General features: G+C 69.5%; 24 protein-coding genes and 1 pseudogene. 11 read left to right on the top strand and 14 right to left on the bottom strand.

Annotated elements, in window-relative coordinates:
* Positions 1-6: 6 nt before the first annotated feature.
* From GWK61_RS06070 to GWK61_RS06055, 4 genes are all read right to left on the bottom strand, one after another.
* On the bottom strand, positions 7-1,233 hold the full coding sequence (locus GWK61_RS06070; RefSeq protein ID WP_228561816.1) for a sensor histidine kinase: 1,227 nt from the start codon (positions 1,231-1,233) through the stop codon (positions 7-9).
* Positions 1,234-1,243: 10 nt separating this feature from the next.
* Complete coding sequence (locus tag GWK61_RS06065) at positions 1,244-1,963, bottom strand: response regulator transcription factor (RefSeq protein WP_194905847.1); 720 nt, start codon at positions 1,961-1,963, stop codon at positions 1,244-1,246.
* A gap of 114 nt (positions 1,964-2,077) precedes the next feature.
* The gene (locus GWK61_RS06060) at positions 2,078-3,043 is read right to left on the bottom strand and encodes a quinone oxidoreductase family protein (protein ID WP_194905845.1); all 966 of its coding nucleotides are present in this window, start codon (positions 3,041-3,043) and stop codon (positions 2,078-2,080) included.
* Positions 3,044-3,093: 50 nt separating this feature from the next.
* Positions 3,094-4,161: a hypothetical protein gene (locus tag GWK61_RS06055; protein ID WP_194905843.1), complete on the bottom strand. Its 1,068-nt coding sequence runs from the start codon at positions 4,159-4,161 to the stop codon at positions 3,094-3,096.
* 114 nt (positions 4,162-4,275) lie between these two features.
* On the opposite strand from GWK61_RS06055, the gene GWK61_RS06050 reads away from it, so the two are divergent.
* The gene (locus tag GWK61_RS06050; RefSeq protein ID WP_323747426.1) at positions 4,276-4,758 is read left to right on the top strand and encodes a MarR family winged helix-turn-helix transcriptional regulator; all 483 of its coding nucleotides are present in this window, start codon (positions 4,276-4,278) and stop codon (positions 4,756-4,758) included.
* A 108-nt stretch (positions 4,759-4,866) separates the two neighbouring features.
* On the opposite strand, the gene GWK61_RS06045 is transcribed toward GWK61_RS06050, so the two are convergent.
* Both GWK61_RS06045 and GWK61_RS06040 read right to left on the bottom strand, forming a co-directional pair.
* Positions 4,867-6,252 carry a condensation domain-containing protein gene (locus tag GWK61_RS06045; protein ID WP_228561815.1) on the bottom strand — a complete coding sequence of 462 codons (1,386 nt, stop codon included), beginning with the start codon at positions 6,250-6,252 and terminating at the stop codon, positions 4,867-4,869.
* 122 nt (positions 6,253-6,374) lie between these two features.
* Positions 6,375-7,235 carry a helix-turn-helix transcriptional regulator gene (locus GWK61_RS06040; RefSeq protein ID WP_194905842.1) on the bottom strand — a complete coding sequence of 287 codons (861 nt, stop codon included), beginning with the start codon at positions 7,233-7,235 and terminating at the stop codon, positions 6,375-6,377.
* 165 nt (positions 7,236-7,400) lie between these two features.
* Here GWK61_RS06040 and GWK61_RS06035 point away from each other — a divergent pair, with 165 nt between their 5' ends.
* Positions 7,401-8,342, top strand: a complete 942-nt coding sequence (locus GWK61_RS06035) for an SDR family NAD(P)-dependent oxidoreductase (RefSeq protein WP_194905840.1) — start codon at positions 7,401-7,403, stop codon at positions 8,340-8,342.
* A 28-nt stretch (positions 8,343-8,370) separates the two neighbouring features.
* Here GWK61_RS06035 and GWK61_RS06030 read toward each other — a convergent pair whose 3' ends face one another.
* Positions 8,371-9,315, bottom strand: coding sequence for a D-alanyl-D-alanine carboxypeptidase family protein (locus GWK61_RS06030; protein ID WP_194905838.1), 945 nt, complete (start codon positions 9,313-9,315; stop codon positions 8,371-8,373).
* 188 nt (positions 9,316-9,503) lie between these two features.
* Complete coding sequence (locus tag GWK61_RS06025) at positions 9,504-10,001, bottom strand: helix-turn-helix transcriptional regulator (RefSeq protein ID WP_194905836.1); 498 nt, start codon at positions 9,999-10,001, stop codon at positions 9,504-9,506.
* A 788-nt stretch (positions 10,002-10,789) separates the two neighbouring features.
* Between GWK61_RS06025 and GWK61_RS06020 the strand changes: the two genes are divergently transcribed.
* The 3 genes from GWK61_RS06020 to GWK61_RS06010 all read left to right on the top strand — a co-directional run bounded on the left by GWK61_RS06020 (position 10,790) and on the right by GWK61_RS06010 (position 13,827).
* Positions 10,790-11,005, top strand: coding sequence for a DUF397 domain-containing protein (locus GWK61_RS06020; protein WP_194905834.1), 216 nt, complete (start codon positions 10,790-10,792; stop codon positions 11,003-11,005).
* 157 nt (positions 11,006-11,162) lie between these two features.
* Positions 11,163-13,544, top strand: coding sequence for an ATP-binding protein (locus GWK61_RS06015; protein WP_194905832.1), 2,382 nt, complete (start codon positions 11,163-11,165; stop codon positions 13,542-13,544).
* A 61-nt stretch (positions 13,545-13,605) separates the two neighbouring features.
* Positions 13,606-13,827 (top strand): EF-hand domain-containing protein, encoded by a 222-nt coding sequence (locus tag GWK61_RS06010; protein WP_323747425.1) that lies wholly within the window; start codon positions 13,606-13,608, stop codon positions 13,825-13,827.
* A 157-nt stretch (positions 13,828-13,984) separates the two neighbouring features.
* On the opposite strand, the gene GWK61_RS59315 is transcribed toward GWK61_RS06010, so the two are convergent.
* Positions 13,985-15,142 (bottom strand): alpha/beta fold hydrolase, encoded by a 1,158-nt coding sequence (locus GWK61_RS59315; RefSeq protein ID WP_438939753.1) that lies wholly within the window; start codon positions 15,140-15,142, stop codon positions 13,985-13,987.
* 66 nt (positions 15,143-15,208) lie between these two features.
* Here GWK61_RS59315 and GWK61_RS06000 point away from each other — a divergent pair, with 66 nt between their 5' ends.
* From GWK61_RS06000 to GWK61_RS05990, 3 genes are all read left to right on the top strand, one after another.
* Complete coding sequence (locus GWK61_RS06000; protein WP_323747424.1) at positions 15,209-16,015, top strand: carbohydrate ABC transporter permease; 807 nt, start codon at positions 15,209-15,211, stop codon at positions 16,013-16,015.
* Between the two features lie 87 nt (positions 16,016-16,102).
* Positions 16,103-18,244 carry an alpha-galactosidase gene (locus GWK61_RS05995; protein ID WP_323747423.1) on the top strand — a complete coding sequence of 714 codons (2,142 nt, stop codon included), beginning with the start codon at positions 16,103-16,105 and terminating at the stop codon, positions 18,242-18,244.
* Positions 18,245-18,248: 4 nt separating this feature from the next.
* Complete coding sequence (locus GWK61_RS05990) at positions 18,249-19,286, top strand: alcohol dehydrogenase catalytic domain-containing protein (RefSeq protein ID WP_194905823.1); 1,038 nt, start codon at positions 18,249-18,251, stop codon at positions 19,284-19,286.
* A 420-nt stretch (positions 19,287-19,706) separates the two neighbouring features.
* On the opposite strand, the gene GWK61_RS05985 is transcribed toward GWK61_RS05990, so the two are convergent.
* The 3 genes from GWK61_RS05985 to GWK61_RS05975 form a co-directional block, all read right to left on the bottom strand.
* On the bottom strand, positions 19,707-20,270 hold the full coding sequence (locus GWK61_RS05985) for a TetR/AcrR family transcriptional regulator (RefSeq protein WP_194905821.1): 564 nt from the start codon (positions 20,268-20,270) through the stop codon (positions 19,707-19,709).
* The gene (locus GWK61_RS05980; RefSeq protein WP_194905819.1) at positions 20,267-20,629 is read right to left on the bottom strand and encodes a DUF1304 domain-containing protein; all 363 of its coding nucleotides are present in this window, start codon (positions 20,627-20,629) and stop codon (positions 20,267-20,269) included. The genes GWK61_RS05985 and GWK61_RS05980 overlap by 4 nt, the downstream gene beginning before the upstream one ends.
* A 98-nt stretch (positions 20,630-20,727) precedes the next feature.
* The gene (locus GWK61_RS05975) at positions 20,728-21,696 is read right to left on the bottom strand and encodes an alpha/beta hydrolase (protein ID WP_194905818.1); all 969 of its coding nucleotides are present in this window, start codon (positions 21,694-21,696) and stop codon (positions 20,728-20,730) included.
* A gap of 140 nt (positions 21,697-21,836) precedes the next feature.
* Here GWK61_RS05975 and GWK61_RS05970 point away from each other — a divergent pair, with 140 nt between their 5' ends.
* Positions 21,837-22,283 carry a MarR family winged helix-turn-helix transcriptional regulator gene (locus GWK61_RS05970; protein WP_194905816.1) on the top strand — a complete coding sequence of 149 codons (447 nt, stop codon included), beginning with the start codon at positions 21,837-21,839 and terminating at the stop codon, positions 22,281-22,283.
* A 385-nt stretch (positions 22,284-22,668) separates the two neighbouring features.
* A complete protein-coding gene (locus tag GWK61_RS60600; protein WP_369125554.1) occupies positions 22,669-22,749 on the top strand; it encodes a DUF255 domain-containing protein in 81 nt (26 codons plus the stop codon).
* Positions 22,750-22,806: 57 nt separating this feature from the next.
* Here GWK61_RS60600 and GWK61_RS05960 read toward each other — a convergent pair whose 3' ends face one another.
* Entirely contained in the window at positions 22,807-23,034 is a 228-nt protein-coding gene (locus tag GWK61_RS05960; RefSeq protein ID WP_194905814.1) for a hypothetical protein, read from the bottom strand.
* A 13-nt stretch (positions 23,035-23,047) separates the two neighbouring features.
* Positions 23,048-24,418 (bottom strand): ATP-binding protein, encoded by a 1,371-nt coding sequence (locus GWK61_RS05955; protein ID WP_323747422.1) that lies wholly within the window; start codon positions 24,416-24,418, stop codon positions 23,048-23,050.
* A gap of 175 nt (positions 24,419-24,593) precedes the next feature.
* Between GWK61_RS05955 and GWK61_RS05950 the strand changes: the two are divergent.
* A pseudogene (locus GWK61_RS05950) lies at positions 24,594-24,758 on the top strand (DUF255 domain-containing protein); the annotation flags it as partial.

Here is a 24,758-nt window from a genome sequence, read left to right as displayed (position 1 = left end):
TCCCGATCACATAGGTGAGCTGGAGTGACTGGGCCCGATACGTGCGAGCCGCAGTGCGGTCGGCACGTATCGGATGTCGGAGGCGTCGGCGGTAGGCGTGCGGTACGGGGCCGGGAGCGGCAGCCGGACCGTGACGCGCAGGCCGCCGCCGGGGCGGGGGGTCAGGGTGAGGGTGCCGTCGTGGGCCCGGGTGATGCTGTCGACGATGGCCAGCCCGAGGCCGACGCCCGCGTGGTCGGTGTGGACGCGTTCGGAGCCGCGCTGGAACGGCTCAGTGAGCGTGGCGACCAGCTCCGGGGCGAGCTGGTCGCCGGTGTTCTCCACGGTGAGCTCGACGTCGTCGCCACGGATGCCGGTGCTGACCCAGATGATGCCTTGGCTTCCCTCGCCGGCCAGGTTGTGGACGATCGCGTTGTGGACCAGGTTCGTCGCCAGCTGGAGCAGCAGCGCCGGCGAGCCGATGGCCGGCGCCGGGGCGCACGAGGTCTCGATGAGCAGGTCGTGCTTCTCCGCCAGGGGCAGGAGCGTTTCGGTGGCCTCCTCGGCCATCAGCGACAGGTCGGCCTCCTCGCGCGCGAAGGAGCGCTGGTTGGCGCGGCTGAGCAGCAGCAGCGCCTCGGTGAGGTCGATGGCCCGGGTGTTGACGACGTGGAGCCGGTCGATGAGCCGGTCGGTGTCGCGGCCGGCGTCGTTGCGGGCCGCATCCAGGAGCGACTGCGTGATGGCCAGCGGCGTGCGCAGCTCGTGGGAGGCGTTGGAGGCGAAGCGCTGCTGCTCGGCGACGTGCGCTTCCAGCCGCGCGAGCATGGTGTCGAAGGTGTCGGCCAGCTCGCGGAACTCGTCAGTGCGCCCCTCCATCTCGATCCGGTGCGCCAGCGACCCCGTCGCAGCCAGGCGCGTGGCGTCGGTGATGCGGGTCAGCGGCGCGAGCATCCGGCCGGCCAGGAACCAGCCCCCGACCAGGCCGAGCAGGAGCAGGAACGCGAGCGCCACGGCCGCGGCGGGCGCGAAGCCGCGCATCAGGTCCGAGCGGCTGGGGCCCAGGATGAGGATGACGGGATTGCCGCCGGTTCCGGGCGCGGGCGCGGCCGCCATCTGGCCCGGCGACGGCTTCGGCGGGTCGTGGTCCGGGAGCCACCGCAGCGCGAAGACCCAGGCCACGGCGATCAGCAGGGATCCGGCGAGCATGACGATGCCGGCGTAGCTGAAGGTGAGCTTGAGGCGTGCGCTCATGCCCGCCGGCCTAGCCACGGTGTGCTCCCTCGGTCTCGGCGCTGGCTACTGCTCCGGCCTCCGCTCCGGTCTCGGCGTCGATGCGATAGCCGACGCCCGGAACCGTGGCGATGATCCACGGCTCCCCGAGCCGCTTGCGCAGCGCCGAGACGGTGATCCGCACGGCGTTGGTGAAGGGATCGGCGTTCTCATCCCAGGCACGCTCCAGCAGCTGCTCGGCACTGACCACACCACCCTCGGCAGCGATGAGCACCTCCAAGACGGCGAACTGCTTGCGCGTCAGAGCGACGTACCGGTCATCGCGGTAGACCTCGCGCCGAAACGGATCCAGCCGCAACCCGGCGATCTCCCGTATCGGAGGCCGACTGTGCGCACGCCGACGATCCAACGCCCGCAGCCGCAACACGAGCTCCCGCAGCGCGAACGGCTTGGTGAGGTAGTCATCGGCCCCCAACTCGAACCCGGAGGCCTTGTCATCGAGCCGGTCGGCAGCCGTGAGCATGAGGATCGGCATCCCGCTGCCGGAGGCCACGATGCGCTTAGCGATCTCATCACCCGAGGGCCCAGGAATGTCCCGATCCAAGACAGCGATGTCATAGCTGTTGACACTCAGCAACTCCAGCGCGGTGTGCCCATCCCCGGCGATGTCCGCCGCAATCGCATCCAACCGCAGCCCATCACGAATGGCCTCGGCCATAAAGGGCTCATCCTCCACCACCAACACACGCATGCACCCGATGGTACGAGGCACCGCATATCGTCGGCATACCGAAAAAGGCACCGGCGCACACGAAGCCCCAGCTCACGACGGTGAACTGGGACCTGGTTCGGGTAATTCCGGTGGCTAGTCGCCGCTGGGCAGCAACACCTGCTTGATCCCACTCGACCCGCTCATCACCGCCTGATAAGCCTCGGCGGCCTGCTCCAACGCCCAAGTCCGCACCGGCGGCGCCGCCAGGATGCCGTGCTCGAACAGCGGCCTGAACTGGTCGAAGACGCCCGCGACGTGGGCTCCGTCCAGGAACACGCTGGCCAGGCCCGTGACGCGCAGCTGCCGGTTGTAGATCTCCGCCGGCGAGAACGAGATCCGCGGATCGCGGGCGCTGAAGATGCCGACCATGCGTCCGCCGAAGCCCAGGCTGCGTAGCGCGGGCTCGAACAGCGGCCCGCCGACGGTGTCCAGGACCAGGTCCGCGCCGCGTCCGCCGGTCAGGTCGAGCACGGCCTCGGCCAAGTCGACACTGCCGTCGGCCGCGCCGGTGTCGATGAAGTGCTCCACGCCGTCGGGGCGGTGCCGGGCGGCGATGATCGGCTCGGCGCCGCGCCAGCGGGCGATCGCGGTCGCGGCTCGGCCGACCATGCCGGAGCCGCCGGTGATGAGCAGCGTCTCGCCAGCCTTCACCTCCATGAGGTTGATGACCGTCTCGAAGGCCGTGAGGTGGGAGCGGCCGATCGCGGCGGCTTCGGCCATCGTCAGGTTCGCGGGCTTGCGGGACAGCCAGGTCTCGGGCAGGGCGACGAAGCGTGCGTGCGTGCCCGCTCGCTTCATACCCAGGGCCGGGCCGCTGCCCCAGACCTCCTGACCCTCGCGGTCGCCGCCGGAGACGACCACCCCGGCGAAGTCGACGCCGGGGATCATCGGCAGCGGCGTGCCGAGCCAGCCCCCGGCGTTGGCGACGTCGAGCGGGTTGACTGCGGCGGCGTGCACCTCGACGAGCACTTCGCCCGGGCCCGGCTCGGGGATCGGCTCGTCACCGTGGACCAGCGCCTGGTCCGGTGATCCGGCGGCTTTGAGAACGATGGCTTCCATCTGCGTTGTCCTTTTCGTATTCATCGGTCTGTCGGTGATGGTTGAGGTCGTCAGGACTGCGGCGCTTCGGCCGCGAGCCCGACCAGGGCCTGGTAGGCGGGGTAGCTCAGCAGGCTGGAGTCGTAGACCGTCGTCAGACGGCTGATCTTGCCCGCGCCATCCAGCGCGATGGCGGTGTGACCGCGATGCTGCTTCGCGAGCGCCGGAGACGCCGTCCACTCGTAGCCGCCGCCCTGCCGACTGCCTTCGACGTGCACAAGCGCGGCGCCGGGGCCATACGGGAGCTGCATGAGCGCACGCGTGTAGTAACGCTGCAACTGAAGCTGGCCACGGACGCGGGTATGCGCAGCGAGGTCCTCATAGACGACGTCAGCGGACATCAGCGCAACAGCCGCAGCAGCGTCCCGTGCTAGGAATGCGGCCTGGAGCCGTTGTGCCGCCTGGACTATGGCGTGGTCCGCGTTCTGTGCGGAGTCGTGGAAGTCGGTGGGATAGGCGCTGCCGTCAGAGAACGGAAACAGCGAACTGCGACGGTCCCAGTAGTCGACCCAGCGGGTGATCTTACGGTTCCCGTCGAACGTGACCGACGACAGCGCACGAACCTCCGCGCCGAAGAACGCAGGAGTGTCGACGAACTCGACGCTCGCGCTACGAGCGTCGCCGACGATCGTCAGCGGATAGGACAGCGCTCCCGCCGGGGCGCCGGCGAGCAGCGACGTGAACTCGGTGTTGATCGCCTGCCACCCGGACAGCACGAGGCCCAGGGTGCCGTCGCTGTAGCTGGGGTTCGAGGTCGAGAAGTGCGCCATGAACGCCGCGGTGTCGTGGTTGCTCTTCGCAGCGAAGACGCGGCGGAAGATGTCGGCGACCTCCGGCGTGCAGTGCGAGGTGTCGACGGTGTGCGGCGGGTACGACGGATGCTGCGAATGCGTCGCATCGTTCGCATCCGACGCCTGCGACGGCCTCCGCGCCGCGCTACCCGCCTGCATCGCCGCCGTAGCGTTCGCGGCTCGGGCGCCGAAGACGCCGGCGGCGCCGAGACCGGCCGCGCTCCCGGCGACCGCGCCGATGCGGAGCAGTGTCCGCCTGTCAGGGTTCTGCTGGTCGACGTGCGACATCGGTGATCCCCTCTCGTCCTGATGACTTAAAGCTTGAAGTGACCGTAACCTCGGATCACTTCACGGCGCAAGTCATTTCGAAGACTGATCACTTCACGTGTTAAGCTACGGCGCGTGGATGACGTGCCGGAACCCCGCTGGCTGGACGCCGACGAGCAACAGGCGTGGCTCGCCCTGGCCGGAACCATGAACCGACTCCCGGCCGCGCTCGACGCGCAGCTGCGCCGCGACGCCGGGATCACGCACTTCGAGTACCAGGTGCTGGCACTGCTCTCGGAGGCACCGGAGCGCACCCTGCGCATGAGCACCCTGGCAGCCCAGGCCGAGGGCTCGCTTCCGCGGCTGTCCCAGGTGGTCGTACGGATGGAACAGCGCGGCTGGGTACGACGCACGCCCGACCCCGCGGACGGCCGCTACACGCTGGCGACCCTCACCGACGACGGCTGGGAGAAGGTGGTCCAGGCCGCACCCGGGCACGTCGAGGAAGTCCGCCGACTGGTCCTGGACCAGCTCACGAAGGCGCAGCTGCGGCAACTGCGCGACATCGGCCGACGGATCAGGCGCGGCATCGACCCGGACGGCCAGAGCGCCGAGTAGGTCAAGGTCGGCGAGGGCGAAGACAGCAAAAAGGTCGGCAGCCACAGCGGGCTGCCGACCGTAGCGAGCGTGCGGCTGCCTGTGGTCAGGCCGGCCGCCAGAAACCTTTCAGGAAGAAACCACCGCGTGCGCAGTAACCCCGGTCGAATAACCGGGATCAAACGCCGCCGCCACCAGAATCCGCTCCATCTCCCGCACGATCTCCTCCTCCTGCGCGGGCGTCACCACCTCGGTGTCGACCCGCAGCATGATGTTGACCGTGTCCGGAACGGGATTGACCTCCATGAACGTCTGCGCGTCCGGCACATCCGTGTGCGGCCCCCAGGTCAGCGTGGTCAGCGGCAGCGCGGCTTGGATCTCCTCCGGCGTCGGGAGCGGGCCGGGCCGGGCCGCGGCGGTCGCGCGCCGCAGGTCGTTGAAGTAACACAGCAGGTCCACCGCCTCGCCGGTCTCGGCCTGGAGGCGGTCGAACATCGCGAACAGGTCGCGCGGGTCGAAGTAGCTGAACTTGCCGGCCCTCAGCTGCGAGCGCCAGGCCCGCAGCGCGACGGTGTCGAAGTCGGTGTCGGCCACGTCGACCACGCACAGGCACGAGGCCACCAGCGGCGTCACCGATTCCCGCAGCCCCGGCCGGAAACGGTTGCTGACGAATGTCCGGATCGCGCTGGGGCTCTTCCCGGACACCTTCGCCAAGGCCACCGCGTACGCGGCGAGCAGGACCGAACCGGTGTTGGCGCCGGTGCGCGCGGCGATCGAGGTCGTGGCGAGGTACATGGCCTGGGAGTCGAAGACGAGATCCCACCACTGCGGACTGCGGGGCTCGTACTTGGAGTCGAAGCGGTGGCCGGGCGCCGAGCGCACCAACTTCTCCCAGTACTCCATCGAGGCGGCGCTCTGTCGCAGGGCGGCGGGGGTCTGCTGCTGCTTGGCCAGCTCGAACGGCTGCATCCCCTCGCGCGGCGCCAGTCGCTCGCCGGTGTCCTGGTTCAGGTTCTCCAGGTCGGCGACGAGCGCTTCGAAGCCGAGGCCGTCGATGGCGACGTGCGGGTACATCGCGGTGAACCACACCGGGACGCCCTCCTGCCGGATGACGGCCATGCACACCGGCCAGTCCGCGGTGATGTCGAACGGCGCCTTCTCGTACCCGATCCGCACGGCCTCGGCCACCTCGGCCGGGTCCTCGTCCGGCCCGACGTCGACGATGTCCAGCGCGACCTCGCCGGAGGAATACAGCACCTGCACCGGCTCGCCGTCGTCCCGGAACCGGAACCGGGTCCGCAGCGAGTGGTTGCGCTCCACGATGAACCCCAGAAGGTTGACGATGTTCTCCACCGTCGTCCCCTCGGCCAGCGGCATCGTGCCGCCGATCATCACGGCCTCCCCGGCGAGCTGCATCATCCGCAGGACGTTGCGCTGGCCCCAGGTCACGTCGGACTCGCCCGAACCGTCACCCGAGAACGGCACCAGAATCCGGTCTCCCACCACCCGCACCATCGATTCTCTCCAGCCCAGCCCGAACCCCCGTTGGGACGGGACTCATCGTCGAACAGACGGGCCCGGCAGTCAATGCTCTGTGTTGGGTGCCCCATTTCCACAAGGCTTTGCGTCACGCACACCTATTCCGCAAGGCTCTGTTCCATAAGGCTCTGCGTTCCCACGACGATCGCCAGCGCCAGCCGCTCGGCGTCCGGGGTGCCGGGCTCGGCGGTGTACGCCATGATCCGCAGGTCGTCCCCGGCGACGATGAGCGTGTCGCAGTCCAGCGCGATGCGGCCGACCGAGGGGTGCTCGACGACCTTCTGCTTCGACAGGTCGGCCGGCGGCGGAGGCGTGTCGCCGGCCTCCCACAGGCCGGCGAAGCGGGGACTGTCCTCGGCGAGGTCGCGGACGAGTCGGCGCAGGCTCTGGTCGGCCGGGTAGCGGGAGGCGGTCAGGCGCAGGTCGGCGACCAGGCGCGCTTCGTGGTCGGCCTGTTCCCGGGCGGTGTGCACGGTGCGGTTCAGGCCGTGCAGGTTGCGCCAGATCGCATTGCGCTCCAGGCCGTGCAACCGGGAGGTCTCTCCCATGAGCGCGTCGTAGGGCGCATTGGCGGTCAGGAGTGTCCAGGTGGCGTCGTAGACGACCACCGGCGTGTGCGACAGCCGGTCCAGCAGCCGCTGCACGCTCGGCGTGAGCCGCGAGGGGACGAGGTCGGGGCCCGGCATCGCGTGCCCGGCCAGCCGGTACAGCACCTCGCGCTCGGCGTCGGGCAGCCGCAGCGCCTGCGCCAGCGCCTCGACCACGTGGACGGATGGCGCGGTGGCCCGTCCCTGCTCCAGCCGGGTGAGGTAGTCGGCCGAGATCCCGGCGAGCGCGGCCAACTCCTCGCGCCGCAGCCCGGCGGCCCGGCGGCGGCGCCCGGCCGGCATGCCGACGGCCTCGGGCGCGACCCGGTCCCGCGAGCGGCGCACCATCCGGCCGAACTCCGAGGACTCCATGCCTCCAGTCTGGGCGTGCGCGGCGTGATTGTCCTGGTCCTGGCAGTCCTAGGAAAAGCGGACGGCTGGTTGACCTGGCGGCGCGGGCCGAGACTCGGAACGAAGCAAGCCCCCGAAGCAGCAAGATCCCCGAAGCGCCAACCCGAAGCAGCAAGAGGTAACGACATGACCGCCACGGAACCCGGAACCGTCCTCATCACCGGCCCGACCCGGGGCCTGGGCCGCGCCACAGCCCTGTCCCTGGCCTCCCGCCCCGACGGCGACCGCCCGGACCTGCTCCTGGTGGGCCGGCCTGGAAAGGCCCTTGAGGACGTCGCACAAGCGGCGCGCAATCGCGGTGCGACCGTACACACCATCGGCTGCGACCTATCGCGGCTCGCTGAGGTGCGGAAAGCAGCCGCTGCTGCGCGCCAGTTGCTGGCGAGCGGAGCCGTTCGGCCGCTGCGTGCGCTGATCGCCAACGCCGGCGCCATGTCGGCCGACACCCGGCAGACCTCCGCCGACGGCTACGAGCTCACCTTCGCGGTCGGGTATCTCGCGCATGCGCAGCTCATCGCCGACCTGCGCGATGTTCTCAGCGCGCCGGCGCGCGTCGTGATGCTCGGTTCGAACACGTATCACGCCAACATCTATCGGCGCCTGATGGGAGTGCCCGCGGCGGACTGGCGCGATCCGGTGGAGATCGCGCGTCCCGCGACTGCCGAGACGAAGCCGAGTTTCAAGGCCGGCGGTGTCGCCTACTCCAACACCAAACTCGCGATCCTTTACTACGCCCACGAACTCCAGCGTCAGGTGGCGCCAGCTGTCAACGTGGTCGTGTTCGAGCCCGGCTGGATGCCCGGCACCGACCTGAGCCGGGGGATGCCGGCGGCGGCGCAGGCGATGGGACGTGGGCTCGGGCGTCTGCCCGGGGTTGCTACGCCTAAGCGTTCTGGGGTGGCTTTGGCTTCGGTGGCGCTGGATGCGAAGTGGGAGCAGCTGCGTGACGGTGCGTTCGTGGTGCGGGACAAGGTGACCGAAGTGAAGCCGATTGCTCAGGATCGGGAGCGGGAGCGGCGGTTGTGGCAGGCCACTGAGCAGCTGCTGCTGGACAGTGCACACGTCTGAGCGCTACGGGCCACCACTCACTCGACTGCTACTGACCGGCGATGCGGTCGACCATGGCCTTCGCCCCCATGAGCCCGGCCGCGACCTGGTCGGCGCCGGGCTGGCCCAGCACGACTCCGGTGATCGTCGTCTGCTTGCCGCCGATCGTGCGGACGGCCCGGAACGCGAAGCAGCCGCCGGCGGCGTTGTCCGATCCGGTCTTCACGCCGACGAACCCGTCGTGGCCGAGCAGCGTGTCGGTGTTGGCCACGGTCCCGGCGACCGGCAGTGTCGTGCTCGGCATGGAGACGATGCTCGCGAACACCGGCAGGGTCATCGCCTGCTGGACGACGCGTACCTGGTCGGCCGCGGTCGAGACCGTGCTCTGCTCGAAGCCGCTGGGGTCGGTGTAGCGGGTGTCGTTCATGCCGAGCGACTGCGCGGCGGCGTTCATCTGGGAGACGAACTGGTCTGTTGAGCCGGCGTCCCATTTGGCCAGCACCGCGGCGATGTTGTTCGCCGACGGGAGCAACAGCGCTTGTAGCGCTTGCCGTTCGGTCAGCTGTTCGCCGGCGGCTATCGACACGATCGACTGCCCCAGCGCGCGCCGGTGCGCGGTGTCTGCGACGTCGGACGCGGAGAGCGTGAGCGTCGGACCGTCCTGGCCGGCCTGCAGGGGGTGGTCACGGAGGACGAGGTAGGCCGTCATCACCTTGGTGACGCTGGCGATCGGCGCGGCGCGCTGGTTCGGGCCGACCTGGATCTGCGACTGGCCGGACTCGATGAACGCGGCCTGGCCGTGCGCGGGCCAGACCGTGCTCGGGAGCGCTTGGGCGTCGGCGTGATCGGGCGCGCTTTGGCGACCGGACGCGGACGCGGAACCGCTTGGGGCGCCGGAGAAGAAGGAAGGCGGCGAGGAACGCGGCCTGCCCTGCGTGCCGTCGGCTGTCGGCGAGCCACAACCGGATACCCCGATCAGTACCGCGCCGAGCACTCCGAAGGAGGCGGCGATCGTGGATCGGTTACAGCGTAACGCTTTTCGCGCTTGTTCGGAGGTAGCCACGCATTCAGTCAAGGAGACGTGGCGTTGCCGGCATGTATCCGGTTTTCGGTATGCCGGCGATATGCCTCGGACGGCCGTCGGCGCGGGCGGTCAACCCGTGCAGGCGCCGGCGTGCCGCCTCAGGCCCCGTCGGCCAGCGGATGCAGCTCGACCACGAGGTCCAGGCGATCGGCCCACACGATCAGCGCGATCATCCGCGGCAGCTGCTCGCCGTCCTCCCAGCGCTGCAACGACGACCGGCTGACCCCGACGATCAGCCCCAGGTCCGTCTGCGAGATCTTGCGCGCCATCCGGCGTGACTTCAGCGGCGGCGCTATTCGGCGCATTTCCCGCAATTCCCAGGGCGCGTCGTCATCCGGCGCCGGGGCGGCGGGCTCCGCGCCGGCCAGCCGGTCCACCAGCCCTATGCGGAATCCCAGCTCGCGGGCCCATTTCAACAGATGGGCCAGGCTGGGCGAGTCGTAGCACTTCTCCCAGTCCTGCAGGGTCCGGCTCGAAACGCTCAGGACGGTGCCCAGTGCGTCGCGCGACAGCCCCGCCGCCTGCCTGGCGGCCATGAGTTGTGACTGGATCGCGTGTGAACGGCGTTGCGCCGCCGTGTTGACCCGCAGCCCCATCGAGAACACCCCGCATATCTCAGTGCTCTGTCACGGAAGAAAGCTACAGGATCACCCAAAGTCGGACAACGGTTTCTCACTCGATCGGTGAGACGGGTCGGAGCGCGTTCGGTGCCGTCCGCCGGTGGCGCGCCGAGGCGCGTCGGAGGTGGCGATGCGGCCGACGCGAATTCGGTGATTGTCGGTGCTGTGCCGCTTTGCACCCTGTACGGTGCACTGTGTCGGAACACTGAGGGCCATGTATCGACCGATCGTCGCACTGCATCGGCGCTGACATGGGTGGATCGGTGCCAAGACCGCACCTTGTGCCCTGTCTGAGTCGGGAAAGGTTTCTTTCGCCGACTTGTTCAGGTTCTGATCAAGATCTTGTTCATGGTCAAAGCGATCAAAGAAGATCGGAGCAACAGTGCAATTTGCATCCTTCCGACGGACCGTCCTCGCGGCCGCCTCCCTCGCGGCCATCGCGACGGGTGCACCGAACACGGCCGTGCGTGCGGTCACCACTCTGGCGCGGCACTCCAGCACCGCAGCTATGGTCATTCCGGACGTTTTCATCTCACATATGGGCAATAATCCCGGCCCTGCCACCCTGCTTGCGCCGCTCTCGGCGAACTGCTGAGTTCTGCAAGTCAGTCGTCAAGGACTTCGGCAAGCAGATCTGCAACCTCGCGTGGAAATCCTCCTGTGCAGGCCACGTTCGGGGCCACCAAAGACGGAGGTCTGCGGCAGCAGCGCCGGGCCGGGGATCGGCTCCGGGGGCGCGGGGTTCTCACGGGAGGAAGCGGGCCATGGGTCCACAGTGTCAGGGCTGGATCAAGTCCAGTTTCAGTAACAGCACGGCCAACTGCGTCGAGGTGCAGTTCGTCGTCGGGCAGGACGGCGCGGCGGAGGCGCGGGTCCGGAACAGCCGGGTGTCCGGCGGGCCGGAGCTGGTGTTCGACCGGGCCGAGTGGGAGGCCTTCGAGCTCGGGGTGTTCAACCACGAGTTCGAGATGCCCTGCTAGGCAGGCCTCCGGCTTGCGGTAGGCGACGCGGCCCCGCCTCGGGGATTTCCCCGGCGGGGTCGCACGCGGCCGAAATCCCCACTGGCGGATCGTAGAACTCTGATTATCCTGCAAGAGGGGGCCCGTCGCAGCTCGGCGGGCGCAGGAGGGGGGATCCGTGGCGCACGGAGGACCGAGCGATCCGGGTGCCGACGGGGTGTCCTCCTGGCTTTCGGGCACGGCCCGGGACGTGGTGCAGGCGCGCGACATCACCGGCGGCATCCACATCCACCCGGCCGAGGCCGGCGGCGTCGTGCCGCGTCCGCGCCAACTGCCCGCCGCGGTGTCAGTGTTCGTAGGCCGCGAGCGGGAGTTCGGACTCCTGCGGGGCTGGGCGCTGGGCGGGTCCGGGGCGAAGGGCATGCTCCTCATCGCCGGCACCGCCGGGGTCGGCAAGACGTCGCTGGCGGTCGGCTTCGCGCACGACGTCCGCGAGAAGTTCCCCGACGGGCAGCTGTTCGTGAACCTGCGCGGCTACGACCCGGGAGCGCCGCTGGCTCCGTCCGCAGCGCTCGAACGCTTCCTGCACGCGCTGGGCGTTCCGCCCGCGTCGATTCCAGCCGACCTGGAGGAGCGCGCCGAGCTCTACCGCACGCTGCTGGCCGACCGCAGGATCCTGATCGTCCTGGACAACGCCGTCACGGCCGGCCAGGTCCGTCCGCTGCTGCCCGGCGGCGCGGAGTGCCTGGTCCTGGTCACCACGCGGGGCAGGCTCTCCGGCCTGACCGCACGCGAAGGCGCGCACCGCATCACCCTCGGCCTCCTGGACCGGGACGAGGCGGTCGCCCTCTTCGTCGCCGCCACGACCACCTACCGCGAGCCCGACCCGCCCGAGCAGGTGGCCGAGCTGGTCGACCTGTGCGCGCGGCTTCCGCTGGCGCTGCGCATCGTGGCCGAACGTGCCGCTGTCAGGCCCATGATGCCGTTGCGCGCTCTGATCGCGGATCTGCGCAGCGAGTCGTCGTTGTGGAGCGCGCTGTCGGTGGAGGACAACGTCGACGCCGACGCGGTGCGATCGGTGTTCGCCTGGTCGTACCGCGCGCTGCCGGCGCCGGCGGCCAAGGCGTTTCGGCGTCTGGGCCTGCATCCCGGTCCGGAGTTCGGGTCCGGAGTGGCCGTGGCGCTGGTCGGCGATGACGAGCGTCGGGCCAGGGGGCTCGTCGACTTGCTGGTCGGTGCACACCTGCTGGAGCAGACCGGCCCCGACCGCTATCAGTTCCATGATTTGTTGCGCGCCTATGCCTTGAGTCAGGTCGCCAGCGACGAAAGCCCGGAGGACCGGGCCGCGGCGTTGAAGCGTGCGATCGAGTGGTACCTGCACACCGCGTATGCCGCTGTCGCCGCGACCCAGTCCCTGGTTCCGTCAGTCGTCTTGGAGCCGCCGGATCCGTATCTCCAGATACCTACGTTCGAGTCCCCGGCGGAGGCCATGAGTTGGTATGCCTCTGAGCGGGCCAACCTGGCCACGGCCGTACAAAGCGCTGCCGACGCGGGGTTCTTGACGCTCGCTTGGCAGTTGCCGGCCATCCTGTTTCCTCTGCACGACGCGTACGGCGTGCTGAACGACTGGTCGCAGACGGCGCGTCAGGGTCTGGAGGCGGCCCGCGCCGACGGTGACGTGACCGGGCAGGCCGCGCTCCTGCACAGCCTCGGCGCCGCGTACCGGGCTGCGCGGGATCTGGAGCGGGCCGAAGCGAGCTACGACGAGGCGCTTGCGCTGTATTCGTCGGTCGGGGACTGGAGCGGGGTCCTGCGCACGGCGAACGCCCTGGGCTTGTGCCACTTGCGCCGCCGTCATCTGGATTCGGCCATCGCCATGTTCGAGAAGACACTCGCCCTGGCCGAGCAACACGGCGACCTCGCTTGGTACGGCGTGGCCCACGACAACCTCGCGACCGTCTATGACGGGATGGGACTGCCTCAGCTCGCCGTCGAGCATGCCGAGAAGGCCTTGGAGCACTACCGCGCGGCGGATGCTGACGCGTACACGCTCATCGATCCGTATCTCGCGTTGGCGCGGACCAGCCGCGAGGCGGGCGATCTCGTCCAGGCCGGGGCACATCTGGCTGCCGCGAGCGAGATCATGGAGTCCGGGATCGTCTTTCAGACGCTGACGTACGCCATCCTGCGTGAACATGCCGATCAGGAACTCGCGGCGGGTCGCTTTGAGCAGGCTCTGGAAGAGAACTCACGATCGGCGGCTCTGGCACGGGACCTCGGGGACCGTTTGCGCGAAGTGATCGCCATCGACGCTGTGGGCCAGGCGCTGCTGGCCCTGGGGCGTTCCGAGGAGGCCGTCGACTTTCATCGGACGGCGATCACGGCCGGCTCGCCGCATCTGCTCAATGGTTTCGAGCAGGCCGTGGTCCTGCGCCATCTTGCCGGCGCGCTGGAACAGACGGGGCAGGTGGATAAGGCGCAAAGTGCGCGTGAAGAGGCGGTGACGTTGCTGGGGGAGTTCGCAGATCCGCGTGCCCGGGCGCTGCGTGATGCGTTGTAGTTGAGGTCACGCGATATCGTGTCCGGACATCGACCTGGGAACGATCATGGGAGGCAGGCCTGTGGGACAGCATGGGAAAGCACCGGAGGACGTGGAGAAGGTGTTCCAGTTGTTCGATCTGGACGGCGACGGCCTGATCACGGCTGAGGAACTCAAGGACGCGCTCGCCGAGCTCGGCGAGGACGTCACCGTCGAGGACGCCGCCGAGCGGATCAGCACCGGTGACACCGACAACGACGGGACACTGAGCCTGGCCGAGTTCCAGGCCATGATGGCGGGCTGAGGCTGCGCTGGATCGGTGGGGCGGCGGGTCGGCCTTGCTGGGGATCGGCCGTGCTTGGGCTCGGCCTTGCTTGGAAGTGGAAGACCTGTCGGTCGCGCGCAACGGGAGGCGCGCGCGGCCGACAGGCGGCGGGGATGCGTGAGCTGATCGCGATGCGTCAGTCGGGCAGGCGGTCCGTGAGCAGGAACGCGGTGAGCGGTCCGGTGACGCGCGGATCCGTGAAGTCCACGCCGTGCCCGGACGCGTCGAGGGTGACCATGGCGGCCCGGTGCCCGAAGGCGAGCAGGGTCTGGCGGGCGCCCGCGTACGCGGTGTCGGGGTCGTGGAGGTTCTGCAGCATCAGCACGTCGCGCGGGCCGTCCGGGTTGGGGCGGACCGGCGGCTCGGTCGGGCGGTAGTGCCAGAACGCGCAGGGCCAGACGTTGCCCGACATGCCGTTGGTGAGCGGGTAGCGCTGGCGGTCGGCGGCCGTGCGGGACGCGTAGTAGGACGGGTCGCTGGGCCAAGCTGAGTCGCCGCAGATCACGGCGTCTTGGGCGGCGATGAAGTTGTCCGGGATCACCAAAGGCAGGCCGGGGCTGGACTGACTGGGTTGGCTGGACTGGCCGCCCGGGACGGCGGTGGCCCGGGTCGCGGCCAGCTGCCAGGCGTGAGCCGCCAGCGGGTAGTAGCTCGGGTTGGTCAGCGAGGAGTACGTCAGGGCGCGCAGGCTGTTGCCGTCGAAGACCAGGCCGTCGGGGAGCGTCAGCGGGGACTTGTCGAGGTCGGCCGTCAGGCGGAAATAGGTGGCGCGGACGGCGGCGGGGGTGGCGCCGAGGTGCAGGGTGGCGTCGCGGGCGGCCAGGTAGGCGGCCAGTGCCGGGAAGGTCTGGGCCGCGCCCTGGCTGAACAGGCTGATGCCCTCGCGGACGCCGCCGGGGGCCACCGTGCTGTCCAGGACCACGTGGTCGGCGTGCGTGGGGAACAGACTCGCGTAGACCTGGCCGAGGTACGTGCCGTAGGAGTTGCCGAGGTAGGAGATCTTGTGCTCGCCCAGGGCGGCGCGGATGCGGTCCAGGTCGCGTGCGGAGTCGGCGGTGCTGATGTCCGCCAGGTAGGGGCCGCCGGCCGCCGCGCAGTCGTCGGCGACGGTGTGGGCGAAGGCGAGGTTGGCGGTGATCGAGCCGTCGGGGGCCGGGAAGGGGTAGTTGAGCTCGGCGGCGCGGTCGGCGGTGGGGAGGTCGCAGCTCACCGGTGTGCTGTTGCCGACGCCGCGTTCGTCGAAGCCGATCAGGTCGTAGGAGCCCAGTACGGCGGAGGGGAGCTCTTTGGCCATCTGGCCCGGGTAGTCCAGGCCCGAGCCGCCGGGGCCGCCCGCCGCGACGAGTCCCGCGCGCCGTGGGTGCGGCCGCTGGTCGCGCTGGTCGTCACGGCGGTCTTCGCGGTCCCGCTGTACCTGGTCGTGGTGAACGTGTTCAAGCCCGGCGGCCACATCACCGGCTCCCCGGCGTCGGTGCCGTGGCCGCCGACCCTGGACAACCTGAAGGCGGCGCTGGACCGGCCGGACAACCTCTACTGGGACGGCCTGATCAACAGCGCCGAGATCACGACGGTCTCGATCGTCGTGCTGGCCCTGCTGTCGGCGACGCTCGGCCACTACCTGGCCCGCACCCGCAGCCGGTTCGCCCGCGTGACACTGCTGGTGCTGCTGGCCGGTCTGATGGTCCCGCCGCAGGTGATCCTGGTCCCGGTGGTGCGGATCCTGCGGCTGACCCACCTGATGTCGACACTGACCGGGATGGTCGCGTTCAACGTCGGGTACTACATCCCGTTCGGCGTGTTCGTGTTCGCCGGCTTCATCCGCTCGATCCCGATCGAGCTGGAGGAGGCCGCCGCGCTGGACGGCGCCGGACGCTGGCGCACGTTCTGGACGGTCGTCTTCCCGCTGCTGCGGCCGGCGACGGCGAGCGTGCTGATCTTCCTCGGGGTGTGGATCTGGAACGACTTCCTGGATCCGCTGATCATCCTCGGGCCGGTCGGCGGGACCACGGTCACCGTCGGCGTGTACCGGGCCCTCGGCGAGCACCAGTCCAACTACGGCCAGCTGTTCGGCCTGATGTTCCTGGCGGCCCTGCCGGTGGTCGTCTTCTACTTCCTGTTGCAGAAGCACTTCGTCAAGGGCCTGACCGGCGGCGCGGTCAAGGGCTGAAAGGGATTCATGACGCTCATTCGGTCGATTCCCGGGGCTGTGTCGATTTCAGGAGCTAGGTCGATTTCAGGGGCTAGGGCCTGGGTGGTGACCGCCGGCCGGTCGTGCGCGGTGCTGCGGTTGGACGCCCGCGACCGGCTGCTGTCGGCGCATTGGGGACGCGAGCTGGGGTTGGAGCAGGCCGCGGCGCTGGTCGGGGTCTCGGTGCCGGTGACTGCCGGCGCTGCGGCGCCCGGGTTCGGGGCCGTCGGGCACGGCGGCGCCTGGCCTTTCGAGGAGGACGTCGAGGGACCGCTGGAACTGGCGGTCGGCGCGGCGTTCCAGTTCGGTCACGCGCAGCTGGCAGTGCGTTTTGCGGACGGGACACGGGAACTGGAGTTGGAGTTCGTCTCAGCACTCATTGAGAACTCTGATACCGAGGACACGGCCGAGCTCGTCCTGAGCTTCGCCGACCGCCACTATCCACTGGCTGTGGAAAGCCGGTACCGGGTTCGCAGCGGTAGCCCGGTGATCGAACGGCGGTTGGTCCTGCGGCACACGGGATCGGCTGGTGAGGAGATCATCAGTATCCTGCGAGCGGACTCCGCGTCGTGGACGCTGCCGCCGCTGGCCGACTACCGGCTGAGCCAGGTGCGCGGGCGGTGGGCCGCCGAAACCCGGCTGCATCGGTCGTCGCCACCGTTCGGCGAAACGCTGCTGACCAGCCGTCGCGGCATCACCGGCCACCATGCGAACCCGTGGGTCATGGTCGACGACGGCACCGCCGGCGCGACGCACGGCCAGGTCTTCGGATGCGCGCTGGCGTGGAGCGGGAGCTGGCAGATCACGGTCGAGCGCACGTCCGCCGACCGGACCGTCGTCGCGGCGGGCTTCGGGCCCGACGGCGCGGTGTGGCCGCTGGCGCCTGGCGAGGTGCTGACGACTCCGGTCAGCGCGGGCATCTGGACCGATGGCGGCTTCGACGCGGCCTCGCAGGCCTGGCACGCGTACGTGCTGGACCATGTGCTGCCGCACGCGGAGGAACTGCGGCCGGTCGTCTACAACTCGTGGGAGGCGACGGGATTCGACGTCTCCCTAGAAGGACAACTGGCGCTCGCCCGGCAGGCGGCGGGGATCGGCGTCGAGCTGTTCGTCATGGACGACGGCTGGTTCGGCTCCCGCACCTCCGACCGGACCGGCCTGGGGGACTGGTGGCCCAACCCGGACCGCTTCCCCGACGGCCTCGCGCCGCTGGTCAAGGGCGTCCGTGAGCTGGGGATGGACTTCGGGCTGTGGGTCGAGCCGGAGATGGTGAATCCGGACTCTGATCTGTATCGCGAGCATCCCGACTGGGTGCTGCACCAGCCCTTTCGGCAACGCAGTGAGCACCGGAACCAGCTGGTGCTGAACCTGGCCCGGCCGGACGTGGCCGAGTGGGTCCACGAATGGCTGGACCGGCTGGTCGCCGAGAACGACATCGGGTTCCTGAAGTGGGACATGAACCGGCCGTTCACGGAGGTGGGGTGGCCGGAGGCCGGTAACGGCGGCGGCGATCTCGTCTGGCGCAGGTACGTCGAGAACCTGTACGCCTTGCTGGACAAGCTGCGCGCCGGTCATCCGTCACTCCGGATCGAGTCGTGCAGCGGCGGCGGAGGACGTCTCGACGCCGGGATGCTGGCGCGCGTCGACCAGGTCTGGACGTCGGACAACACCGACGCGCTGGACCGGCTGGCGATCCAGGAGGGCTTCGCGCAGGTGTACCCGGCGCGGGTGATGTCGGCGTGGGTGACCGACTCGCCGAACCCGCACACCGGCCGGCGGATGCCGCTGGAGTTCCGGTTCCACGTGGCGATGTCCGGCGTGCTGGGGATCGGCGGCGACCTCGCGGAGTGGAGCGAGGAGGAACTGGTGACGGCGCGCGAGATGGTGGCCGCCTACAAGCGGATCCGTCCCGTCGTGCAGCACGGCGTGCGGTACACGCACGGCAACGCTTCCGGAGACCTGAGCGGGGCCGAATACGTGGCCGCAGACCGTTCGGAGGCGGTGGTGTTCGTCTATCGGCGGGAGCGGCGGTTCGCGCAGATGGAGCGGCCGGTGGTGCTACGCGGCGTCGACGCCGGCGGGCGGTATCGCGACGTGGGGAGCGGCATCGTGCACCACGGCGCGGTGTTGCTGAGCCGGGGACTGCCGATGGCGCTCGGCGGCGGGGACCCGGTCAGCACGATGGTGCACCTGGTGCGGGAAGGATGAGGGGATGCGCGCGGCACAAGTGGTCGGATTCGGGCGGCCGGTCGAGGTCGTGGACGTGCCGGAGCCGGTGGTCGAGGGACCGCAGGACGTGGTGGTCCGCATCGCGGGCGCGGGGATCTGCCGGACCGACCTGCACATCGTCGAGGGCGGCCTGGAAGCGGCGTTCTCGCAGCGGTTGCCGCTGACGCTGGGGCACGAGAACGCGGGCTGGGTCGAGGCCGTCGGCGGCGGGGTGTCGCACCTGGCGGTCGGCGATCCGGTGATCGTGCACCCGGCGGTCACCTGCGGGTTCTGCGACGCCTGCCGCCGCGGCGCCGACATGCACTGCGCGACGTGGCGCTTCCCCGGCGTCGACGGCTGGCCCGGCGGCTACGCGGAGCTGATGCGCACCTCGGCGCGGGCGTTGGTGAAGCTGGCGCCGGAGGCGTCGCCGGCCCGCCTGGCGCCGTTCGCCGACGCGGGGCTGACGGCGATGCACGCGGTGCAGCGGCTGACGCCGTTCGCGGGTGTCGGCGCGACCGTGGTCTGTCTCGGCTCCGGCGGTGTGGGGCAGATCGCGGTGCAGCTGCTGAAGATCCTGACGCCGGCCCGCGTGGTCGTCGTGGAGCCGGACGAGGCGCGCGCTCAGACTGCCCGCGAGCTGGGAGCCGACGACGTCATCGCGCTCCCCGCCGAAGCCGCCGCCGACGCGGTCCTCGACCTGACCGCCGGCCGCGGTGCCCAGGCGGTGCTCGATCTGGTCGGCGAGGGCGACGTCCCGCAGCAGGCACTGCGCATGCTGGCCAAGGGCGCCGTCTACTCGATCGTCGGCTACGGCGGCGGCGCGCGCATCGAGCACCTGGACATGATCAACAGGGAGTTGACCATCCTCGGCAACCAGATCGGCACGCACGCGGAACTCGGCGAGCTGATGGCCCTGGCCGCCGCCGGACGCGTCACGCTGAGCACGGAGACGTTCTCGTTGGAGGCGGCGGCGGAGGCGATGGCTGCGGTGGCTGATGGACGCGTCGGCGGACGGGCGGTTCTGGTGCCGGGAGGCTAGACGGAATTACCCCAAACGTCGAGCATCCACTGAGGTCAATCCCATGATCGGCGTAGCGCGCATTACTCGTGTCGGCGTGTCCTCAGCACTGCCGGAGCTGGCGATGATCAGTGTGCTGCTGCTCAGCGCGGGTGCCGCGATCGCTTGGGACAGCCGGCATCGGCGTGCCCGGCGAGGCCGTGCAAGGTGCCGACCGGCGGTGGTCGGTGCGAGACGCATGCCGATCGGCTTGCGGAAGTCGCCAAGGTGCTCGCGGCGGCACAGCGGGCGGTCGCGGACGCTGTTGCGGCTGGCGTTGATCGGCGGCGGCTGACCGGGGTTGTGGGTTCTGCGTTGTTGGCCATGCGGGCTGAAGTGTGCCTGCTTCGCTGCCCGATGGCGTCCCCGTTGCTCAAGTTACAGCTGAGCCGTCGCCCGGCTTCAGCTGAGCCGCGTGCGGTGCAGCGCGATGAGCAGACGCCAGACTCGAGCCGCCACCTCGGTCGCCGTGCCGGGTACGAGTCCGTGCAGCCAGTCGGCCAGCACTCCCGTGAACGTGCCGGCCACCGCTGCCGCGACCAGTTCCGCTTCGGGTGCTCCCGCCAGTTCGCGTTCCGCGCGACTTCGTTCCCTGAGATCCCGGTGCAGGACCATGCCGAGCGGGCCGCCGCCTCCCGGGGTGAGGAGCGCGGTGTAGACCGTGTGGTGCTGGTCCAGTCCGGTGAAGAACTCCTCCAGGGCCGGTGGCGGGGATTCAGGATCCGGGATTCCGCGCCAGGCGTGCAGTGCGTCGACCGCTTCTCGGACGATGTCCGCGCACGCGTCGACGGCGAGGTCTTCCAGCCCCTGGTAGTGCAGGTAGAACGTGGCTCGGCCGACGTGTGCGCGGTGGACGACGTCGGCGACGCTGACGTCGCTCAGCGGCTGCTCGGCGCAGGCTTCGAAGAGCGCCGCACGCAGTCGCTCCCGGGTCCGTGCGGCGCGGGGATCTTGGACACCGCTCACCGAGCCAACAGTACTGCCGCCAGCGCCAGGGCTCCGGGCAGTGCCTGGGCCACGAGGATGCGGCGGTTCGCCGTGGCCGCTCCGTAGAGGCCCGCGATCACTACGCAGCTCAGGAAGAACACCTTCACGGAGAAGGCGGTCGGGGCGCCTGCGATGAGGCCCCACACCAGGCCCGCGGCCAGGAATCCGTTGTACAGGCCCTGATTTGCGGCCAGCGGGGCGGTGGCGCGGGCCATGTCGGGGTCGAAGCCGGAGAGTTCACGGCCCGGCTTCTTCTGCCACAGGAACATCTCCAGGATCAGGATGTAGGCGTGGAGGGCTGCGACCAGGCCGGTGAGGATGTTCGCTGTCGTCTGCACGGGTCCACCTTTCTAGACTGGTGTCCAGAATAGATGGACGAGTGTCCAGAAAGCTAGTCTGCTGCTTCTGCTCGACGGCGCGTGTCGTCGTCGTCACGTCACCGAGCCGCCGGTTCGAAGCCGTTCGCGTCGGCGTCGGCGTCGGCGTCCGTGTCGGCGTCGGCGTCCGCGAACGCGGCGCTGATCCGCGTCGTGAAGAACCGGGCGGCGCTGTCGAGGGCGGCGTCTGCTTCGTCGAGCCGGCCGTAGTGGAGCTGGTAGACGTGCGGCAGGTCGCTGCCGATCTCCAGCGTGACCTCCACGTTGGCGGTGCCCGCGCGACCGGCCAGGCGGACCGCGTCGTCGAGCAGGAGCTCGTTCGTTCCGACCTGGATGAGCAGCGGCGGGAGGCCGGTCAGGTCCGCGAACAGCGGGCTGGCCAGGGGCTGCGTGCGGTCTCCCGCGCCGATGTAGAGGTCTGCGTAGGCGCGGATGTCGGCCTCGATGAAGATGGGGTCGGCGCCGTGCTTGCTGCGCATGCTGGCGCCGCTCAGCGTCAGGTCGACCCACGGCGAGAACGCGGCTGTGGCGGCGGGCAACGGCAGCCCGGCGTCGCGGGCCGCGAGGAGCGTGGCGATGGCCAGGCCGCTGCCGGCGGAGTCACCGGCCACGACGAGCCCGCGCGCGTCAACACCGGTCGCCAGCAGCTCGCGGTAGGCCGCGAGCCCGTCCTCGACGGCCGCGGGGAAGGGGTTCTCCGGCGCCAGACGGTAGTCGAGGGACGTGGCGCGGAGCCCGGCCCGGCGCGCCAGCTCGCCGACCAGGCCGGCGTGCGTGTCCGGCGAGCCGATGACGTAGCCGCCGCCGTGCAGGTAGAGCAGGTGCCCGTGGTCGGCGGCGCCCTTCGGCGTCAGCTCCAGCGCCGGGCGCCCGCCGAGCACCGTGCGGCGGGTGGCGACGTCCTCCGGCGCCTGCCGGGCGATGGCCGCCGCGAAGCCGCTGCGCTGCTCCTCGACGCTCGGCGGCGTCTCGGGGCGCGGGGCGGAGCGGAGCAGGGCGTCGATGGCTTCACGCTGCTGTCGGGACATGATCGGGCCTCCTTGGACGATGGCGGACGGCCGCTGCGGCCGCCGCACTCGGTCTGCCAAGATGGATTCTCGGGAATCCATCTACATCCAGTTAACCACATTCCAAGGAAGATGATTCCAAGGAATCTATCGGAGCCACCGTGAGCCGCGTCACACCCATCTTCACCGACCTAGTCCGCGTCGAGACCCGCCTCTACAACGCCGCCACCGCCCGCCTCCGCACCGAGCAGGGCACCGGCCTCGGCCAATTCGAGTTCCTGGAGATCATCCACCGCATCCCCGCCTGCCGCGTCCTCGACATCGTCAACGAGGTGGCGATCACCGTAGGCGCCGTCAGCAAGGCAGTGGACCGCCTGGTAGCCGCCGGCTGGTGCACCCGCGAACCCCACCCCCAAGACCGCCGCTCATCCGTCCTCCGCCTCACCCCCGAGGGCGAGAAGACACTGGCCGCAGCCCGCCCCGTCGTCGAGAACGAACTCGCGGCGCTGACAGCCTCCCTCTCCGACGACGACCTGACGCGGCTCGCGGAGATCCTGGCCAGGCTGCGCGCGAGCCTTGAGGCGGGGTCTCACGGACAGCCGGGCTGAGGGGCGACGCAGCACTTCGCGCGAGTTTTCGGCAGCCGTGGTTCACTGACTTTTCGCTTTCGTGAAGACCGACGACTACTGATCACGCCGGCTGGGCGCGACAAGATTGGAGTGGGCTGATAGATCGCAACATCCGCCAGGTGCCTGAAGGGCTCACCGATCGAGCCGAATCGTTCGTGCGGATCCACGGCGTTCGTTCGGACCCCGTGCCTCTGAACGATCGTCGTGATCGTTGGCCGGCCGCCGGTGGGGACGCCAGGCAGCTTTGAGGGCTGTCATCTACCCCGGTTCGGACAAACACGGGTTGTGGGCGGGCTGAATATCCCAGAATTGTCGGACCTCAGATCTCCCCGACAGTCGCCCGAGGGGACGCGCCCGAATCGCGTTGCGTCCAGCCCGCGTATACGTCCCGCTGCTCATCTCCATCGGGTATGCCGCGTGCCATTGGTGCCACCTGATGCCCTAAGCACACTAGTCGCCTACTGCATCGTTCGGTCAGGTCAGACCACAATTCGCCGCGAGGTCACGGCAGGTTGGCGGCGTCCAGCCGTGCGATGAGACTCGGTTTGCGCTGATGAGTCGAGCGCAGCTCCGCGAGCCTCTCGGCGAACTGCGCGGATCGACCGCGGCGGCGACTGATCTCCGCGAGATCGATGAGCAGTTGGACAGCGGTGTCGTATGAGTCCGGCTTCTTCGCAGCGATGAGGTCCGCGACGTCGGCCCACGGACGTTCGCCCCGGTCCGTGAGCACGGCGAGCCGACTTTCACGTTGGCGCTGCGCCTCCTGCTCGCGCAGTGCCCGCAGTCGCTCCTGTTCCCGCTGCCGCGCCGCCTCGCGGATGTCTGCCAGGGAACGAGACGGCGATGTCTGGTGCCCACAGGCGTTCGAGCGGAAGAACGTGCAGACGGTCTTCGTACGTATATGACCGCTGACCAAGGTTCACGACCGCTCCGCCGATGAACTCGCTGCCGAGCTTGTCCCGTAGCAGCCGTAGTCCGGCGAAGTCGTTCCCGGTCACGGTGCCGGACGCCTTGACCTCGATTGCGGCGACGGAGCCCGAAGCAGTCTCGATGACGAGGTCGACTTCTTGATGGTCGCGCGTACGGAAGTGGGAGAACGCGACCTCCTGGTCCGCCCAGCCTGCCTGCTTCATCAGTTCGTTCACGGCGAACGTCTCGACGAGGTGACCGAACTGCGTCAGTGCCGCGGGCATCCGCCCCGACAGCTTCTGCGAGGTGAGCCCGATGAGGTGGGCGGCGAGCCCGGTGTCGACGATATGAGCTTTCGCGCTGCGGATCGCGCGGTTCGCGGTCGAGCGGGTGAACGGCTCGAGGCGGTGGATGAGAAAGACAGCTTCCAGGAGCCCGAGGTAGTCCTTGACGGTCGTGGCATCCAATCCGACGGCATCGGCCATGTTCGCCACGTTGACCACTTGACCGGTCTGATCGGCGAGTCGGCGCAAGACCTGCGGAAGCACCTGACGTTGCCGGACCTTGCGGATCTCTAGAACATCGCGCTCGACGACCAGCGTCACGAAGTCGCGGAACCAACGGTCACGAGAACGTCCAGAATCGCGCGCCAATGCCAGCGGGAACCCGCCGGCCAGGACGATGCGCTCGTAGTCACTGCGCGTGGTCGCGGCGGGATCACTGACCACGAGAGATGCCGGATCGCTGATCAGGGCGTCGAGGGCGGTCTCCCTGACACCGTTGATCTCGCCTTGGGACAGCGGCCACATGGTGACGACGTGGGCTCGACCGGTCAACGACTGGCCGGCGGCCGGGAGGGAACCGTACCGGGTGGATCCGGTCAGGATGAACCGCCCGGCCCGCAGGTCCTTGTTCAGCTCGGCCTTGATGGCGTCGAGGAGCTGCGGTACGTGCTGGAACTCGTCGATGCAGACGGGCGCCGGGCGGTCGGCCCCCACGAACAGTTCGACGTCCGCCGCCACAGCGCGCCTGGTCGGCAGATCATCGAGATCCAGGACCTGCACCCCTTCGGCTTCAGCGCAGGCCATCAGGAGAGTGCTCTTGCCGACGGTGCGCGCCCCGGTCAGAACCACTACCGGTTCGTCGGCAAGCAACTCCGCAAGGGCGGGCTGAAGGTGGCGGGCGATCAGCCGCTGTTCGATCACGATGCTCCTCCGGTCGGGATCCGCGGGCTCCAAGCTAGCACTTCCGCGACTTCAAAATCCCAGAATCGCCCACATTGTTTCCCAGAATTGTCGGACCTCCGATATCCCCGACAGCCGCCCGAGGGGACGCGCCCGAATCGCGTTGCGTCCAGCCCACGCATAGGAGGCTGGAACAGTGAACCGACTGGCTGCCGCCACCTCCCCGTACCTCCTCCAGCACGCCGACAACCCCGTCGACTGGTACCAGTGGGGCGAGGAGGCCTTCGCTGAGGCGCGGCGCCGGGACGTGCCGCTGCTCATCTCGATCGGGTATGCCGCGTGCCATTGGTGCCAGCTGATG

This window comes from Catenulispora rubra (assembly GCF_015356825.1).
GTDB lineage: Bacteria > Actinomycetota > Actinomycetes > Streptomycetales > Catenulisporaceae > Catenulispora > Catenulispora rubra.
This window is presented reverse-complemented; position numbering and strand designations above follow the sequence as displayed.